Origin of the sequence: Flavobacterium piscis (genome assembly GCF_001686925.1) — a bacterium.
Lineage (GTDB): Bacteria > Bacteroidota > Bacteroidia > Flavobacteriales > Flavobacteriaceae > Flavobacterium > Flavobacterium piscis.
The window spans coordinates 439,886-456,513 of the sequence record NZ_LVEN01000042.1; the positions used below are offsets into that span (position 1 = coordinate 439,886).

A 16,628-nucleotide genomic window follows, 5' to 3' on the forward strand; every position below is an offset into this window, starting at 1 on the left:
GAATCTAAACCAGTTTCAACTTGTAAGTTACAAAAGATTGTGCTAAAAGCCCGGCTTTTGTATAATTAGAAACTCTGATTCTGGAACTTCCAATTTCGTAATACGGTGTGTTTTTTAGTTTTTTTAGTAACTTTTTGTAATAGATATAAGCGGTATAAACCCCAAATTGTGCTTCGATAGGCAATTTTACAATTCCCTGATAAGCAATTCTGAAATCTTCTTCGATTTCGTTGATGATCGTGATTTTGGCATTTTCATCAAAAGAATTTAAATCGACTCCGGGAAAGTAGTTTCGGTTTAAAACCAAATTATCATCTTTAAGATCCCGCAAGAAATTAACTTTCTGAAATGCCGATCCCAAACTCATGGCTTCGTTTTTTAGCTGCTCGTATTTTTGTTCATTTCCTTTTACAAAAACCTTAAGACACATTAAACCCACAACATCTGCAGATCCGTAAATATAATCTTCATACTCAGTTTGAGAGTTGTAGGTGGATTTGATGAGGTCTAGTTTCATGCTTTTAAGGAAAGCCTGCACAAGATCGTCGGTAATATTGTATTCCTTTACGGTATGCTGAAAAGAGTTGAGAATAGGGTTTAAGCTAATGCCAAACTCAACGGCTTTGTAATATTCTTTTTCGAAATCATTAATAAGATTTTCTTTGTCGTACTCATGAAATGAATCGACAATTTCGTCAGCAAAACGAACGAATCCGTAAATGCTGTAAATCGCTTCACGAATGCTTGGTGAAAGCATTTTTACCGCTAACGAAAAGGATGTACTGTAGTTTTGGGTGACCAATTTGCTACATTTGAAAGAAACGGTGTCGAATAGTGATTTCATTTTTTAAGATCTAAAAGATTTTTGAATTAACTCGGCTACTAGTTTTCCTGAAATTAAAGCAGGCGGAACACCTGGGCCAGGAACTGTTAATTGTCCTGTAAAATATAAATTACGAACTTTTTTACTTTTTAGTTTTGGTCGTAAAAAAGCCGTTTGCAATAAGGTATTGGCCATTCCGTAAGCATTTCCTTTGTAAGCGTTATAATCGGTTGCAAAGTCATTCTTACAAAATGATCTCTTAAAGATAATGTTATTTTTAATTTTTTGTTGTGTAAGCTGCTCAAAACGTGTAATGATTTTTTCGAAGTATTCTTCTCTAAGTGCTTCACTGTCATGTATTCCTGGAGCTAAAGGAATAAGGAAGAAACCGCTTTCTTTGCCTTCCGGAGCTGCAGTGTGATCTGTTTTTGACGGAAAGTTGGCATAAAACAAAGGGGCGTCAGGCCATTTTGGCTCATCGTAAATATCTGCTGCATGCTGATTAAAATCGACATCAAAAAATAAAGCGTGATGCGAAATGTTTTCTATTTTCTTGTCAAAACCAACAAAAAATAAAAGTGATGATGGAGCAAAAACGCGGCTTTCCCAATATTTTTCAGAATAGGCGCGGTGTTCGATATCTAATAAAGTTTCGGTATGATGATAATCTGCTCCGCTTAAAATGATATCTGCTTTTACGCTTTTTCCATTAATGACAATTCCTGTTGCAGTTTTATTCTCGACTACTATTTTTTCGATAGCAGCATCGGTTTCTATTGTAACTCCAAGTTCCAAAGCCAGTTTTTCGATACCGCGAACAACGTCGAACATTCCGGTTTTTGGGTGCCAGGTTCCTAAGCCAAAATCAGCATAATTCATAAAATTATAGAATGATGGTGTTTTGGTAGGTTTTGCACCCAGAAATAAAACGGGAAACTCCAAAATCTGAATCAGTCTTTGGTTTTTAAATTTCTTACGGATATCGTTACTTACGGTGCTAAAAAACTGATTGAGTTTTAAAGTGGTTTCCACGGTAATTAATTCCAGAGGAGAAACTCCCGGACGATATACCAAATCCTTAATTGCAATATCATAATTGCTTTTGGCTTGTTTGATGAAAATTTCAAGTTCGTGACCGCTTCCTTTTTCTATGCTTTCAAAAGTGGTTTTTATTTCTTCGAGATTATCATAAATGCTAATAAAATCATCTACTCCAAAATAAACCCTGTAAGCTGGATTTAGTTTGATAAGCTCGTAATAATCAGTTGTTTGTTTGTTGAAATCATTAAAAAAACGTTCAAAAACATCTGGCATCCAGTACCAGCTTGGTCCCATGTCAAAGGTGAAACCTTCTTTTTTAAACTGTCTTGCCCTGCCGCCAATAGATTCATTTTTTTCATATATAGTCACCTTGTTCCCTTGTTGTGCCAGGTAACATGAAGCGGCTAAAGCAGAGAAGCCTGATCCTATTATTGCTATTGTTTTTTTCATTTGTTTAACAAATGTACAAAAACTTTAAACAAAATAGATTATAGCATACTAATTGTTTCTTCCATAGAATTAAAAATTCGTATTCTTTCCGGTAGAAGTCCCTGGTCAATGTTTTCGACCATATTACCCATAAGCCAAATTTCGTTGTTTTTTTGAAGTAATTTTTGTCCCATAGATTTTACATATTGATTGATAACACTGCGATCCGGCTGCACTGTCATGAAGGATATAAATGTAATATTCTCAAAATGTTTGGTTAAATCCTGAAGGTTTTCAATTGGCATACTTTCGCCCAAATAAATCGTTTTGTAGCCATGGGATAAAATTTCATATTGCAGGTACAACAAACCTATTTGGTGAATTTCGTTTAGCGGTAAGGAAAGCACAAAAATTCTATTGGTTTTACTTGGTTTTAATATTTGAAGACTTTCGGTATAGATTAATATTTTTTGTTTGATCAAATGACTCATGAAATGTTCATTTGCAGGAGTTATGGTTTCTGATTGCCATAATAGTCCCAGCTCTTTCAATAAAGGAAGAAAATGATCTTTGAAAACTTCTTTGAATGATTTTTCAGAGATCAGCCAATCGAAAGTATTGAAGAATATTTCCTGATCAAAATTCATCATCGCCATCTTGAATGAAGTTATGGCGTAATTCTGAGAATTTTTCTTCGAAATAATTTCGCGAACCAATTGCGGGATTTTTTCTTCGGGATAGGTGGCAATTTTAGAGATTTTATATCCGTATTCGTGTAATAAAGTAATGTTTAAAAGCTTCTGTAGATTTTGTAGGTTATAGAGTCTAATGTTGGTGTCAGTTCGCATTGGCTCCAGGATGTTGTATCTCTTCTCCCAGATACGAATGGTGTGTGCTTTTATTCCTGATAAGTTTTCGAGGTCTTTTATGCTGAAAACAGTCTTAATATTGTTTATCATTACTGGCTATTTGGTGAACAAAAATAGAATAAAATCTGAAAAAAGATTTAAAACTTCGCTAAAATGATAGATTACGAAAGGTCTACTAATTTATAATGGTTTAATTTGTCTAAGTGCAGGATTGTTTTAGAGTTGTTTTTACTTCTGTTGTACATGGTTTCGAATTTGGCTCCGTAAACAATTTCATTAAAAGTATACGATGTTCTGGCAGCAACTGTATTGCTATACATATTATCGAATGTTGTAATGAATACTAATATTTCGCCGTGGACTTTTTTGAAATCATCTTCGGTAAAATTATATAACGGACTGTCTTCTGTAATGGGGTGTACCAAAGTCCAGCTCAATGATAGTGCATTGATTTTGTCTAATTCAAGATTCAGGTTGTAGAATTTATTGGTTTGTACGCCATTTTCTTCCAAGCTCATTCCCAGTGTTACTTTTGCTGTTGCATCTGTAAAATTGGTATTTTTAAAAGGTACAAGTCGTATCATTAATCCTTTGCTTTCGCCATAAGGTGTTATTAGGGCATTATCTGCAAATTTTAAAAAAGCTGTTGGTTTACTGAATCTTCCAAAAAATAAACCTGTTGCAATGGCAAAACTTAATAAACCTATTAAAGCTTCGGCTGCTGATAATGCACTGGTTAAAAAACCTGTTGGGCTAATGTGTCCGTAACCTACCGTGGTAAAAGTTTGCGCACTGAAAAAATAGGCTTGGCCAAATTGGGTTAAAACACTTTGAGATTGTTCGATTCCGTCCAGATGTTCGATACCAATGGCGTAGTAAATAATGGCAAAAATAAAATTGAGCACAATATAAAAAATAAACAAAATCGACATGAATTTCCAGTTGGGCATGTCGATCATGGTATGGTACCAACTAATGCGGCGAAAAAAATGCATGCCCCTTTTTTCGATATTGGGAGTCCCGTCCTTGTTTACAAATCTTCCTCCGTAGCTGTTTGCATTGGCTCCAAAACCGGAGTTTTTATCGGTTTGTGCTTTGTGATTTATCTTTTTTAAAAGTGCCATTAAAAGTTGGGTTTAAAGGGCAAATGTAAGGATAACTTTGAGATGAAATTAGGTCCGTTTTTTTTGAATAAAAAAAGCAATCTGTAAATATCAATTTTACAGATTGCTTTAGTATTGAATGCGTTTGATGCTGTTTTATTTACAAAAAGTAGCTCTGTTTTTTATGGCACTCTGACTGCCTAATTCGATTGCTTTTGTAAAATCCTTGCACGCATTTTTTTTATCGCCCATTTTATTATAAGCCAATGCTCTTAAGTTGTAAGCAATATAATCTTTTGGGTTTAAACCAAGTGATGAGGTACAATCATCTACGGTTTCTTTAAAGTTGTTTAATTTGTAATTTACATTGGCTCTGCCGGTAAAAGCATCTGCGTTCATGGTGTCCAGTTCGATTGTTTTACTAAAATCTGCCTGTGCGCCTTTTAGATCGTTGAGTTTAAATTTTGCTACACCACGATTTTGATAAGCTTCGACGAACTTAGAATTCATGCTGATGGCTTTTGTGTAATCAGCAATTGCGCCTTTTGTGTTGCCGGCTTCGGCTTTTTTCATGGCTTTATCAAAATAGGCCGTTGCGGATTGTGCCCACGCAGAGCAAGTGATCATAATAAATGACACGATTAAAAAGTGTTTCATAAACCAATTTGGGATTTAGGTTAGTAGGTTAATTAATTTTTGGAAACGAATTTAGTAAAGTTTTGTTTTGTTGGGAAAGTTCTTTTGTGAAATAACTATTATTTAATTTATTCTTTTTGGATAATTTGTTTTTTGTTGTGTTAAAACATTGGAAACTAGATCTTTGTTTCTGTTAGAAAAAGATTGTTTAATCTGATTTCTTATTACGAACAAACGGATTGGAATTTAGCCTCCAGATATATCCAATTTGTAAATTTCCTGAAGATAAAGCAATGTTGTTAGTGTCATTGCCTGAGAAAGAAGAAAATATAAGGTTATTGATATATGATAGGCCAAGAGACCAATTTTCTTTATTATAACCAACAGATATTCTTGGGAAAAATGTAGGGTAGATTTCTATCTTTTGTTTGCCAAAATCGTTTATTCTTTCAGTACCAAAGTTTACCCCCATAGTTGCTGATCCGCTGGTAAACCATCTTTTGTTAATTGCCCAGGTATAAGCATAGCCTCCACTTACTCCGAATTGGAAATTGCGTAATGAATTTTTAGATTTGTGTACAAAAGAGCTGTCAGAACCTATTTTGGTAAAATATACTCCTCCGCCAAGCAAAAAGCTTCCGGCTGATTTTAATTGTCTTTCGTTTTGATTAAAAGCGGCTTTATAGGAGAATTTCTTATTATTAAAAACATATTGGCCAAAAGCGCCATATTGCTGAATATTTAAGTCAGGATATAATTGTGTGTTTTTATCCGATTGATCTGAAGTATAAAAGCCATGATATTTTTGTATAAAAAGGTCTATAATGAACTTTTTCCCGTAATGGTGAATTTGAAAATCAAGTGCTTTGGTTTTTCCTTTTTCATCATCTTTCAGGAAACTCAAACTGTGACCGTAGCTTAAATCGATTATGGTATTTTTTATAGCAACTCCAAAACCTAAACTCATCGGTGTATTGGGCATGAAATTTTTAATTTCTCCATCTGTTTCCTTTTCCATCGAAATAAATTTCATCGATAGATAAGTTCTTAGAGAGACTTTATTGTCAAAAGGTTTAATATACGTTGTGTCAATCTGCGCCTCGCAAAAATAAGGAAGGAAAAAAAAGAGCAAAAAAGAAAAATATAATTTCATTAGGATGTCAAACGGAAAATAAGGCCTCTTAGTATTTTAGAAAAACCGATTAAAAAGGTTTACAGGGGTTAAAAATAAGACGTAATGAATTGATTTTAGTTACAAAATTTATAATCTAATGTAAATAAAATGTGTTTTAGAGTTATTCTATTTGTTTTTATAAAACGATAATTTTATTTAAAAAGGGAGCCATTTCTTAGTTGAGATTTTATTCTAATTTCTTTTCTGCTATAATTTTTTATGTAAATTTGATTGGTATCTATTTGTACAGCAATGTTGTAATAGATAGATATACTCAGAAAAAGGAATGTTTTTTTTTCTAAAAATAAACGTTTTAATTAGTAACCCCAATAATAATTAAAAGGAATGAGAAAAAATTTTGCCCTTGCTTTTGGTGCGCTCTATATGTTGTTTTTTACAATTCCATTTCCAATGCTTATCTATTATAGCGTTAATAGTGAATTTGATGTAACTACGCTGAAAGATAAAAATCCGTGGCTGGCTTTGGCTATAGTTTCGATTTCGATAATTCTTTGGTTGATTGTTTTAATTGGTTATTTCCACAAATGGATTCTTCAGATTTTTATTTCAAAAAGAAACATAGAAAAACTAAAGTCGGGCGGAGTATCGCGCGAAGCAAAAATTTTAAGCGCTGTAAAAACATCTAAACCCAATGAAAAAATCAATACCTATGAACTTGAACTATCATTTAAAAACCTGGCTGATACAGAAATTACAAGTAAGACCGTTATTACGGATGCTAAACCTCATCAACGTCGTTTTGAAGCGGGAAAAAAATTAAGTTTAATACTCGACAGAGATGCCAAAGAGCCTCCGCACTTTATTATTGCCAATACCGAAGTGGGTTTAAATATAGCGAGGATAGCATTTATTGTATTAGGCTGGCTGGTATTTGTGGCTGGAGTAATTGGTTATTATATTTATTCGTACCGAATCGAAAGTTATGGTATGGGCTGGCGTTTTATAAGTTTTGGTCATCCGCTGATTGTGTGTCCAATGGTGCTTTTGTTTTTTAGATATCTTCTAAAATTTATTTATAGTAAGCTTACAGTATTAAATGGCAGTTCATCAATGATCAAGTTTAAGGGAATAAAAACCTGGGCTAAATTGATTAAAGTAAGCCAAACCGGAACTTATATTAATGATCAGCCCGAGATTCTTTTTCAACTCGAGTACACAGATAACAAACATCATGTTCATCGCAATAGTCTGAAAAAAGTAATCAGGCTTCTTGAACTCGATATTACCAAACAGGAAAAAATAGAAATTTTTTATCTGCCGGAAAATCCAAATAAAATTGCTTTTGCAAGCGATTTAAATACTATAGATTAGCAATGAGAAAATTAACTATACTACTAATTTGCTGTCAGCTTTTGTTAAGTTGTGAACAGGTAACTAAAACTATCGATGAGACCTTTAAGCCGAATGATACGTTAGTTGAAAAAGAAAAAGAAAGTCCCGTGCCGGAAACGACGGTAAACACTCAGATTGATGTTCAGCAAATTATAAAAACAGCACTCGAAACACATTCTGTAACCCATACGCATACTGAAGGTAAGAGTATTGATCTTTTGACTGACATACAAGGATTAGAAAAAGCAGAAGAGTCTTTGAGAAAATTGCCTCAATATGCCGGAAAAGAGATTTTTATTTATTCGACGCTGTATTTTTATAATGACGGACTCATTAATGTTATGCTTCAGCATCCAACAAATCCCAAATATGTGGATATTTATAATTATAAAGAAGGTCAGTGGTCTGAACCAAAACCTCTTCAGTTATCGGTTAGGGACGAGGTACAAAAGCGTTTGGTTTCACTTAATAAAATTAAGTTTGTAAATGTTGCCAAAGTAACGGCTACTTACAATGAGAAAGCAAAAGAAATAGAAGGAGCAAAACCTCTTACGAGTGCTTATGTTTCTATTTGGGATAATAAGATGCGCTGGTATCCTTCGAGTATAAATGGGAGCAGAGAAAGATTTTCGATACAATTTAATGATGACGGAAGTTTGAAAGCATTTAAGCAGGAGTAAGGCTTTATGTTGAATATTTATAATTTGCCTGACTTACTGTTGGTATTAAAAAAAGGTAAAACATACTGTGTGTTTTACCTTTTTTAATGGTTTATGCTTTTCGGTGCGAATTATAAAATCAAACAGACAATTTTATTTTAAAATCGCCGGCAATAAATAATCGTGAATTATTTTGTCTGCTTGTGCATGTCCGTAAGGCTTGTTAAAAGCTTTTGATGTAATGATGACTACCAGCGGCAAATCTTTAAAAATTATAAATTCGTTTCCGCCATTTCCGGCGCAGTAGTAGGTTTCGTAATTTTTACCTTTGTAATTGACTGTTTTATTCCAAAACAAATAACTGTAGAATTGATTGTCTCGCTCAGGAATCTGAATTTGTTTTGTAAAGGTTTTTTCGACCCAATTTACGGGAAGTATTTGTTTGCCATTCCATACACCATTATTTTTATATAACTGTGCATATTTAGCATAATCCAGCGAAGTCATTTGAAGGCTGCCTGCGGTATTTGGTACTTTTTGCGGCGTATATTGCCATTGATAATTCGTAATATTTAAAGGTTTGAAAAGTTTTTCATCGGCGTATTTTTCTAGTCTGCCCGGAACACTTTTATCCAGAATATCTCCTAAAAGCACTACGCCTGCTGTAAAATAATCCCATTTGGCTCCATTAGTTTTAGTAGGATCAGTAGGCAAGTCCAGCGTAAATTTGACCCAGTTATCTGTAGGATACATGTTTTCTTCGTTTCCGGGTGACTCGCTATGTGCATCAGATCCTTCAAATGAAGAGCTCATAGTGAGCAGGTCTTTTATTTTTATACTGTCTTTTTTTATGTTATAATTTGCATAGTCTTTTAAGTTATAAAAAGAACTAAGTGTCTGGTTTTCATTTTTAATATATCCATCATTTATGGCTACACCCATAAGTGTCGAAGCAAAAGATTTTCCTGCCGAACGAGTGTCGTGCAAGGTATTTCTGGCGGCATCATTGAAATATTCTTCTATTAAAAGTTTACCATCATAAATGGCGACAACGCTTGTTATTTCTTTTAGATTGTATGAAGCAATTTCCTTATTTAGTAATTCGATTTTCTTTTTGTCGAATTGAAAATCAGAAACTTCCCATCCGCTGTTGGGCAATATTGGCTGTATTTCCATTTGTTTGGCAGTCACTTCAGGAGTTTTTATGATCAGTTTAATTTGCCCTTTTGCGATTAAGGTTCCAACTATTGCTTCGGTATTTTTGTTGGTGATAATATAAGGTCTAACTTCAATTCTTAAATTGTGAGTTCCGTTTGTGAGTGCTTTTTCGCCGCCATTAAGTTTAAAACGGTCCCACATGTGCAAAGCCCAAAGATTTTCGGCTTTTGAGCTGGTAAGCGGAATTCTTAATGTTTTAGAGGTGTCTTTGCTGCTACCGTACCCAAAATTACAGCCTGGGTTAATATTATCTTTATAAATGAATTTATTGTCAATATAAAAAGCAAACTGAAGATTACCCATTTCTACAAGTTCTTCAGCCGATAAATTGGGAGCTAATTGATGTAAATAGTTTGTTATTGAGTTATCCAGAAAAATCCTGATGTTAAGATTTGATTTATATGTAAGGTTGAATGACTCAAGAAAATCGGTTTTTTTATATTGATCTAATGGAATGTTGCCATCCATAAAAGTAACTTTCCCGATGTTTGATTGATGAAGTTCTCCGGTAATTCCTTCGGTTTTAAATAGATCTGCATTTTGGCTATAACTAGTTAAGCACAAAAGGCTGATTGCAAGTAGAAATAATGTTCGTTTCATATTTTTGATTGATTGATTTGATCGAGGTGTAAAATTATTCTGCTGGCAGCATTAAAAATTGTACAAGATTAACATTTGCATTATTTCATTAAAAGTAATTTTAAATGTGCAGAAGGATTTAATCCGTTTACCTCTTTGAAGCATCTGGTAAAATGGCTTTGGTCAGAAAATCCACATTCGTAAGCAATTTCAGTTAAGGATTGTTTTTGTAAAGAAAGAAGGGAAAGTGCTTTTTCAACTTTCAATTTTCTCATGTATTCGCTTAAAGTGCAGTGAAAGTATTTAGAAAAATCTCTTGACAAGTGAACAGGATGTATTCCGGCTATTTTAGATAAATAATCTAATGAAATTGTGTCTCCAATCTGGTCATGAAGGATTTCATCGATAATCTGTACCCATTTTGGATTTTTGTGTAGTAAAGAATTATTATGTGCACTTAGTTTTGATAAAATTTCGATCAGTAAAGTTTGGGTTGAGAAATCTACGGCGGTACCTTCAATTTTTGCAGCCCTGAAAACTTTATACATTAAAAACTTGATTTCCGGTTTTGAGATATTAATGCTTCCTTGCAAATTATCATCAGATAGTGCTATAGTGTCAAACCAATGTTTTTCGATTTCGAGATGAAAACCTCTCGTAAATCCGTCAGGTTTTATGTTGTAATGTGGTTCCTGCCAATTATGAAAAAGCAAACTTCCCGGAGTACAATTGTAGACTTCTTTTTTATTTCCCTCTATAACATTGCCTTCAAGAATAAACGTAAAATAAGCATTCTCATGATAATGCCAGTCTACTTTACTATGGGTGTAAACGGTATCTGTCAATGTTATTCCGTCCAGTGCAATGGTTTCATTGGTTTGTCCGTAAAATGTGCCTTTTTGTAGCTGTTTCATAATTAATTGTATTAACTTCTTTTTTCGGGACTGAAATATTTCAATTGAATTAAAACATATTGAATTAAAAAAGGAAAGATTCTCCTTAATTAGAAGAACTTAATTGCAAAAAGTTACAAAAATTGTTGAATTTTAAGTGGGTTCAATTTAGCTAAACATTCATTTGTTGTGTGGGGGGTAATTATTTATAGCTCAATAAATTGAAATAGGATAGGTTGAAGGTGCAAGGTAATAGGAATTGATCGTACAATCAATATTACGCCTGCAATTTCTATTTAGAAGTCTTTAAGGGATCAACGCTAAATGTTGTGGAGCAGCTTACAGCTGCTGACTGTTTTTTTACCGCAGAGAAACAAAGATTTTATCTAATAATGTCTTAACACAGAGTTCGCAAAGCTAAATCAATATACAGCTTTGCGAACTTTGCGGTATTTTTTTTTGCTTCAGAGGTTTTAGGATTGACGTATCTACACTGAATGTTGTGGAGAAACATTAAAAATTTTATATTCCCTAATTATTTTTTAACGCAGAGAGCGCAATCCCGATAGCTATCGGGATTCGCAAAGTTCACTAAGATTTAAGTAGTGTTTACACAATCAAAGTCCACAAAGCTTTGTGAACTTTGTGTTTTTTCTAAACTTAGTATATTTAAAAAACTTTGCGTTCTCCGTGGTAATTTTTTCTATATCCACAGGTTTTCGTGTTGATCCTCTTTAAGTTGATTTCAATTCGGCTATTTTTAACCTGAACTAAAATGAAAAAAGGTCAAGTAAATAAATACTTGACCTTTTTGTGACCCGACTGGGGCTCGAACCCAGGACCCCATCATTAAAAGTGATGTGCTCTACCAACTGAGCTATCGAGTCATTCTTTTCTTGAATGCGGGTGCAAATATAGGGAGTTATTTTTTAAATAGCACTACCTTTTTTCAAGTTAATTTAATGTAAATGTATTGTTTTGAATTAATGGATTGAAATAGAGGAAGAAACAAAATAAAATAAAATGTTTTTTAGTGTTTTTAATTTTTGTTACGTTGCTGGTGTAGGTTTTGAATCATTTATCGAAAGATTTAAAGTTTCCCGGGAAAATTTAGAGGTTTACTTTTCTGCTTTTTTCACGCAAATTTATTTCTTCTATTGTGCTTTGTATAAAATATTTTAAATCATTCCTTCTTGTTTTTTTAAATCTTTATTTTTTAGACAGCATCTTTAAGTAAGATTATAATAAACTTGACGGAGCTTTACTCCAAACGGATAATTATGTTCAGAATTACAACTCAAAAATTATAAAATAATAGATATTTGAGAACAGCATACATTTTTTATAATCAATAAATTAAAAATAGGTTATAGGTATTTTATGATTCAAAAAATCATGCCCCGCGGCTAAAAAACTATATTTTTATATTTTGTCCCGATTTTGACTATTTTAAGTGATCTTTTTGATAGTAACAAATATAACTTTGCGTCTATGATAATGAGAGCAAAAAAAAGATCAATTGGGCTTTATGCCATTTACTTTTTCACAATTTTTTTTGGTGTTTTCTTTATGCTTAAAGGTGAAAATCATCTGCTAGTCAAAACTAATAGTAGTACATATTCACAAAAAACTAATAATCAAATTTCGGCTGGTGTTTTTGATTTGCTCGATATTCAAGAAAGACTTGCAATCGATGATGATTTGAATCAACCACTATTTGATATTAATATAGTATCGGAAGAATGGAGTACTTATGCTTTAAATCTTCATTTTTATTCTACGCAGCCGGTTATTATAGCCGCTCATAACTATTCGTATATCACTTTACCCCGATATATATTATTTCATTCTCTACGAATTCCAAGTTGTTAATTTCTTTCAGACTTCATTTATAAGTTTACAATAACTGGTAAAATTTAACTTTTGCTTTTGCTAAAGAGCAAGTTGCTAAGTTTATTCAAGCGTTAGCGTTTTACGACTAATTTGCCGAATATGCTGTCAAAACCAAAAACTATTATAGGTAGTACTCCTTGTAATTTTTATTAATAGTATCAAACTATAAATGAATCGCTTATAAGTTAAATATTTGCTTTACACATTCATTTTATCTTTTTTAAATTTTTAACAAGATAAATAATACGATAAATCTAATTTTAAATAAAAACAATTATGCACTTAACACCAAGAGAAATTGAGAAGCTCATGTTGCACACAGCAGGAGAACTTGCTCTAAAAAGAAAGGCCAGAGGTCTAAAATTGAATTACCCGGAAGCGGTGGCTTTAATTAGTCATTTTTTACTGGAAGGCGCAAGAGATGGCAAAAGGGTTGCCGAGCTAATGCGCGAAGGAGCTCAGATTCTAACAAAAGATGATGTAATGCCGGGAGTCGCTGACATGATTCATGATGTCCAGATTGAAGCCACTTTTCCTGATGGAACCAAGTTAGTAACAGTACATGATCCAATCCGTTAATCCCAATTATTATGACACCAGGAGAAATTTTTGTAAAAGAAGGTACAATCATCTGCAATGAAGGCAGAGAGACTGTAAAAATAACAGTAACCAATACAGGAGATCGCCCGATTCAGGTAGGTTCTCATTTTCACTTTTTTGAAGTGAATAAAGCGATGAGTTTTAATCGTGAAAAGGCTTTTGGAAAAAGGCTCAACATTGTTGCCAGTACGGCTGTTCGTTTTGAACCGGGAGAGGAAAAAGAAGTAATACTTGTCGCAATTGGCGGAAACAAAAAAGCAATGGGCTTTAATAATCTTGTTGACGGATTGATAGATTCTGATACTACGAAAAAAGAAAGTTTAGCTAAAGCGAATCAATTAAATTTTAAAAATTCATAACATGAGCTTAAATGTAGACAGAAAGCAATATGCTAATATATTAGGTCCAACTACTGGAGACAGAATAAGATTAGGAGATACTGACATCATCATCGAAATCGAAAAAGATTTTACCCATTATGGCGATGAAGCTGTTTTTGGAGGTGGGAAAACGGTTCGCGACGGGATGGGGCAAAATGTTGAACGTACAAGAGATCAGGATGTCTTAGATCTTTGTATCACCGGAGCAACTATTATTGATCACTGGGGAATTGTAAAGGCAGATATCGGAATCAAAGATGGTAAAATCATAGCTATAGGCAAGGCAGGAAATCCAGATACAATGGATGGAGTATCTCCTAATATGATTATCGGTGCATCTACAGAAGTTCATGGTGGTAAAGGTTATATCGTAACTGCCGGAGGAATAGATACACACATTCATTATATCTGCCCACAACAAATTGAAACTTCTCTTTATAGTGGTATTACAACCATGATTGGCGGAGGAACGGGACCAAATGACGGAACAAACGCAACGACTTGTACGCCGGGTAAATTCAATATTCAGAGAATGTTGGAATCTGCAGAAGAATTTCCTATGAATTTAGGCTTCTTTGGTAAAGGAAATTGCTCAGCAGAAGCACCACTTGAAGAACAAGTTGAAGCAGGAGCCTTAGGTTTAAAAATTCACGAAGACTGGGGAGCTACAACGGGAACAATTGATGCTGCACTTAAAGTAGCGGATAAATATGATGTTCAGGTGGCTATTCATACTGACACTTTAAACGAAGGTGGATTTCTGGAAGACACCATGAAAGCTATTAATGGAAGAGTAATTCATACTTTCCATACTGAAGGTGCCGGTGGCGGACATGCACCGGATATTATCAAAGCTGCAATGTATCCAAATGTATTGCCTGCTTCTACAAATCCTACACGTCCTTATACGGTTAATACAATAGACGAACATCTTGATATGCTTATGGTTTGTCACCATTTAAGTAAAAATATCCCTGAAGATGTAGCATTTGCTGATTCCCGTATTCGTCCTGAAACTATTGCTGCCGAAGATATTTTACATGATATGGGAGTATTCAGTATTATGAGTTCTGATTCTCAGGCTATGGGAAGACCCGGAGAAGTAATTACCAGAACATGGCAAACGGCAAGTAAAATGAGAGATCAGCGTGGTCAGTTAGAGGAAGATAAAAATACACAAAATGATAACTTCCGTACAAAACGTTATGTAGCCAAGTACACTATTAATCCTGCTATTGCTCACGGTATTTCTAACTATGTTGGATCTATTGAGCCAGGTAAAATAGCTGACTTAGTGATCTGGAAACCAGCATTATTTGGTGTTAAACCTGAAATGATTGTAAAAGGAGGTTTTGTAATTGCTGCAAAAATGGGCGATCCAAATGCGTCTATCCCTACGCCGCAACCTGTGATTTACAGAAATATGTTTGGAGCTTATGGTCGTGCTAAATTCACCACTTGTGCAACTTTTGTTTCTCAGGCTTCGATTGATAATGGATCTATTGCTGATTACAAGCTGGAAAAAATGATTCTTCCTGTAAAAAATTGCAGAAACATCTCTAAAAAAGATCTTATCCATAATGATAAAACACCGGTAATTGAAGTAAATGCTGAAAACTATCATGTAACGGTAGATGGTGTACATGTTACTTGTGAGCCGGCAGAAACGCTTCCGTTGACTCAATTGTATTATTTATTTTAATAGTAGTAAAAATTTAAGACCTAACAGATTTTTAAAAATTGTTAGGTCTTATTTAAAAATAAAAAACGATGACCATCAGTGAAACTTTAGGGACTATTTCGAATAGTACAATTAACGGGCGATCAATAGATTATCTCGACTTAGAATGGTTCGAATCGACAAAGAGGATTCAACGTAAAAAAACACGTCAGGGAGAAGATATTGCCATTAAATTCCTTAGAGAAGGACAACGCCTTCGAGAAGGAGATATTCTTTTTGAAAATGAAGAGAAAATAATTGTGGTCAATATTCTGGAAACAGAAACTATTGTTATTTCTCCGTCTTCAATGCTCGAAATGGGAACAGTGTGTTATGAAATTGGAAACAAACATATTCCGCTTTTTATACAAGAAGACAAAGTGTTGTTACCTTTTGAAATGCCAATGTTCAGATGGCTGGAAGTGAGCGGTTTTAAACCCGAAAAACAATCCGTGAAATTACTGAATCTGTTAAAATCGAATGTAGAACCGCACGGACATGCAAGTTTGGGTTCGACAATTTTTACTAAAATCCTAAAAATGGCAGCTCCAAAAGATGAATAATATAAAATTTTTAGCCAGCCTTTTGCATATTTCAGATCCTACATTGCCTATTGGAGGTTATTCTCATTCCAGCGGACTTGAAACGTTTATACAAAACAAAATTGTACACAACGCAGCAACTGCACAGGAGTTTGTAGAAAACATGCTTAAGTATAATCTCAAGTACAACGACGGTGCTTTTGTAAAATTGGCCTACGAAGCTACTGCGTCAAATGATTTAAAAGCCATTTTAGATCTGGATCAGGAATGTAACGCTTTAAAGTGTCCGAGAGAAATTCGTCAGGCAAGCCAGAAACTGGGATTGCGTTTGATTAAGATCTTCAAAAGGCATGAGAATTTCCAGCTTATGGAAGCTTATGAAGAAGCGGTTCGAAATGGCGATGCAAATTCTCATTACTGTATTGTTTTTGGAATGTATTGCTGCCTGTTAAAAATCCCTTTGCAAGAAGCTCTTTTTGGGTTTTACTACACTTCTACCGCCGGAATGATTACCAATGCTGTAAAGTTAGTACCACTTGGACAATTGGATGGACAGGATATTTTATTCCGTCTGTATCCGATAATGGAAAAAACGGCACAGGATACCATAACATTAGAGCGAGAGTATGTGGGACTATGCAATACCTCTTTTGACATTCGTTGCATGCAGCATGAAAGACTGTATTCAAGACTGTACATGTCTTAATTAAAAATGA

The 16,628-nt window shown here is 34.0% G+C and carries 16 protein-coding genes and 1 tRNA gene; 8 read left to right on the forward strand and 9 right to left on the reverse strand.

The features are described 5' to 3' along the window. Nucleotides 1-4: 4 nt before the first annotated feature. The 6 genes from FLP_RS19395 to FLP_RS19420 all read right to left on the reverse strand — a co-directional run bounded on the left by FLP_RS19395 (nucleotide 5) and on the right by FLP_RS19420 (nucleotide 6,054). A complete protein-coding gene (locus FLP_RS19395; protein ID WP_065451126.1) occupies nucleotides 5-844 on the reverse strand; it encodes a phytoene/squalene synthase family protein in 840 nt (279 codons plus the stop codon). Between the two features lie 3 nt (nucleotides 845-847). Next, complete coding sequence (locus FLP_RS19400; protein ID WP_065451127.1) at nucleotides 848-2,314, reverse strand: phytoene desaturase family protein; 1,467 nt, start codon at nucleotides 2,312-2,314, stop codon at nucleotides 848-850. A gap of 38 nt (nucleotides 2,315-2,352) precedes the next feature. After that, nucleotides 2,353-3,252, reverse strand: a complete 900-nt coding sequence (locus FLP_RS19405; RefSeq protein ID WP_065451128.1) for a MerR family transcriptional regulator — start codon at nucleotides 3,250-3,252, stop codon at nucleotides 2,353-2,355. A 71-nt stretch (nucleotides 3,253-3,323) separates the two neighbouring features. After that, complete coding sequence (locus FLP_RS19410; protein ID WP_065451129.1) at nucleotides 3,324-4,286, reverse strand: ion channel; 963 nt, start codon at nucleotides 4,284-4,286, stop codon at nucleotides 3,324-3,326. A 135-nt stretch (nucleotides 4,287-4,421) separates the two neighbouring features. Continuing rightward, nucleotides 4,422-4,922 carry a tetratricopeptide repeat protein gene (locus tag FLP_RS19415; RefSeq protein WP_243397557.1) on the reverse strand — a complete coding sequence of 167 codons (501 nt, stop codon included), beginning with the start codon at nucleotides 4,920-4,922 and terminating at the stop codon, nucleotides 4,422-4,424. A gap of 187 nt (nucleotides 4,923-5,109) precedes the next feature. After that, complete coding sequence (locus tag FLP_RS19420; protein WP_065451131.1) at nucleotides 5,110-6,054, reverse strand: DUF4421 family protein; 945 nt, start codon at nucleotides 6,052-6,054, stop codon at nucleotides 5,110-5,112. 366 nt (nucleotides 6,055-6,420) lie between these two features. Between FLP_RS19420 and FLP_RS19425 the strand changes: the two genes are divergently transcribed. Then, nucleotides 6,421-7,407: a hypothetical protein gene (locus FLP_RS19425; protein ID WP_065451132.1), complete on the forward strand. Its 987-nt coding sequence runs from the start codon at nucleotides 6,421-6,423 to the stop codon at nucleotides 7,405-7,407. 2 nt (nucleotides 7,408-7,409) lie between these two features. Further along, nucleotides 7,410-8,108, forward strand: coding sequence for a hypothetical protein (locus FLP_RS19430; protein ID WP_065451133.1), 699 nt, complete (start codon nucleotides 7,410-7,412; stop codon nucleotides 8,106-8,108). Between the two features lie 132 nt (nucleotides 8,109-8,240). Here the strand turns inward: FLP_RS19430 and FLP_RS19435 are convergent, their stop codons facing one another. The 3 genes from FLP_RS19435 to FLP_RS19445 form a co-directional block, all read right to left on the reverse strand. Further along, on the reverse strand, nucleotides 8,241-9,905 hold the full coding sequence (locus FLP_RS19435; RefSeq protein ID WP_065451134.1) for a serine hydrolase domain-containing protein: 1,665 nt from the start codon (nucleotides 9,903-9,905) through the stop codon (nucleotides 8,241-8,243). Nucleotides 9,906-9,985: 80 nt separating this feature from the next. Further along, nucleotides 9,986-10,798, reverse strand: a complete 813-nt coding sequence (locus tag FLP_RS19440; protein ID WP_065451135.1) for a helix-turn-helix domain-containing protein — start codon at nucleotides 10,796-10,798, stop codon at nucleotides 9,986-9,988. A 793-nt stretch (nucleotides 10,799-11,591) separates the two neighbouring features. Further along, nucleotides 11,592-11,664: transfer RNA gene (locus tag FLP_RS19445), tRNA-Lys, on the reverse strand. Nucleotides 11,665-12,274: 610 nt separating this feature from the next. Between FLP_RS19445 and FLP_RS19450 the strand changes: the two genes are divergently transcribed. The 6 genes from FLP_RS19450 (at nucleotide 12,275) to FLP_RS19475 (ending at nucleotide 16,618) form a co-directional block, all read left to right on the forward strand. After that, nucleotides 12,275-12,649 carry a hypothetical protein gene (locus tag FLP_RS19450; protein ID WP_165606698.1) on the forward strand — a complete coding sequence of 125 codons (375 nt, stop codon included), beginning with the start codon at nucleotides 12,275-12,277 and terminating at the stop codon, nucleotides 12,647-12,649. 297 nt (nucleotides 12,650-12,946) lie between these two features. Further along, nucleotides 12,947-13,249, forward strand: a complete 303-nt coding sequence (ureA, locus tag FLP_RS19455) for an urease subunit gamma (protein ID WP_065451137.1) — start codon at nucleotides 12,947-12,949, stop codon at nucleotides 13,247-13,249. A gap of 11 nt (nucleotides 13,250-13,260) precedes the next feature. Then, nucleotides 13,261-13,629, forward strand: a complete 369-nt coding sequence (ureB, locus tag FLP_RS19460; RefSeq protein ID WP_065451138.1) for an urease subunit beta — start codon at nucleotides 13,261-13,263, stop codon at nucleotides 13,627-13,629. Nucleotide 13,630: 1 nt separating this feature from the next. Further along, nucleotides 13,631-15,352 (forward strand): urease subunit alpha, encoded by a 1,722-nt coding sequence (ureC, locus tag FLP_RS19465; RefSeq protein ID WP_065451139.1) that lies wholly within the window; start codon nucleotides 13,631-13,633, stop codon nucleotides 15,350-15,352. A 68-nt stretch (nucleotides 15,353-15,420) separates the two neighbouring features. Then, nucleotides 15,421-15,933: an urease accessory protein UreE gene (ureE, locus tag FLP_RS19470; RefSeq protein ID WP_065451140.1), complete on the forward strand. Its 513-nt coding sequence runs from the start codon at nucleotides 15,421-15,423 to the stop codon at nucleotides 15,931-15,933. Next, the gene (locus tag FLP_RS19475; protein ID WP_065451141.1) at nucleotides 15,926-16,618 is read left to right on the forward strand and encodes an urease accessory protein UreF; all 693 of its coding nucleotides are present in this window, start codon (nucleotides 15,926-15,928) and stop codon (nucleotides 16,616-16,618) included. The genes ureE and FLP_RS19475 overlap by 8 nt, the downstream gene beginning before the upstream one ends. Nucleotides 16,619-16,628 lie beyond the last annotated feature (10 nt).

Excerpts from the sequence above, each read along its gene's own strand:
- ureE (WP_065451140.1), top strand. The coding sequence starts at position 15,421 with ATGACCATCAGTGAAACTTTAGGGACTATTTCGAATAGTACAATTAAC.
- FLP_RS19450 (WP_165606698.1), top strand. The coding sequence starts at position 12,275 with ATGAGAGCAAAAAAAAGATCAATTGGGCTTTATGCCATTTACTTTTTC.
- ureA (WP_065451137.1), top strand. The coding sequence starts at position 12,947 with ATGCACTTAACACCAAGAGAAATTGAGAAGCTCATGTTGCACACAGCA.
- FLP_RS19435 (WP_065451134.1), bottom strand. The coding sequence starts at position 9,905 with ATGAAACGAACATTATTTCTACTTGCAATCAGCCTTTTGTGCTTAACT.
- FLP_RS19415 (WP_243397557.1), bottom strand. The coding sequence starts at position 4,922 with ATGAAACACTTTTTAATCGTGTCATTTATTATGATCACTTGCTCTGCG.
- FLP_RS19475 (WP_065451141.1), top strand. The coding sequence starts at position 15,926 with ATGAATAATATAAAATTTTTAGCCAGCCTTTTGCATATTTCAGATCCT.
- FLP_RS19400 (WP_065451127.1), bottom strand. The coding sequence starts at position 2,314 with ATGAAAAAAACAATAGCAATAATAGGATCAGGCTTCTCTGCTTTAGCC.
- ureC (WP_065451139.1), top strand. The coding sequence starts at position 13,631 with ATGAGCTTAAATGTAGACAGAAAGCAATATGCTAATATATTAGGTCCA.
- FLP_RS19440 (WP_065451135.1), bottom strand. The coding sequence starts at position 10,798 with ATGAAACAGCTACAAAAAGGCACATTTTACGGACAAACCAATGAAACC.
- FLP_RS19395 (WP_065451126.1), bottom strand. The coding sequence starts at position 844 with ATGAAATCACTATTCGACACCGTTTCTTTCAAATGTAGCAAATTGGTC.
- FLP_RS19430 (WP_065451133.1), top strand. The coding sequence starts at position 7,410 with ATGAGAAAATTAACTATACTACTAATTTGCTGTCAGCTTTTGTTAAGT.
- FLP_RS19405 (WP_065451128.1), bottom strand. The coding sequence starts at position 3,252 with ATGATAAACAATATTAAGACTGTTTTCAGCATAAAAGACCTCGAAAAC.
- FLP_RS19425 (WP_065451132.1), top strand. The coding sequence starts at position 6,421 with ATGAGAAAAAATTTTGCCCTTGCTTTTGGTGCGCTCTATATGTTGTTT.
- FLP_RS19410 (WP_065451129.1), bottom strand. The coding sequence starts at position 4,286 with ATGGCACTTTTAAAAAAGATAAATCACAAAGCACAAACCGATAAAAAC.
- ureB (WP_065451138.1), top strand. The coding sequence starts at position 13,261 with ATGACACCAGGAGAAATTTTTGTAAAAGAAGGTACAATCATCTGCAAT.
- FLP_RS19420 (WP_065451131.1), bottom strand. The coding sequence starts at position 6,054 with ATGAAATTATATTTTTCTTTTTTGCTCTTTTTTTTCCTTCCTTATTTT.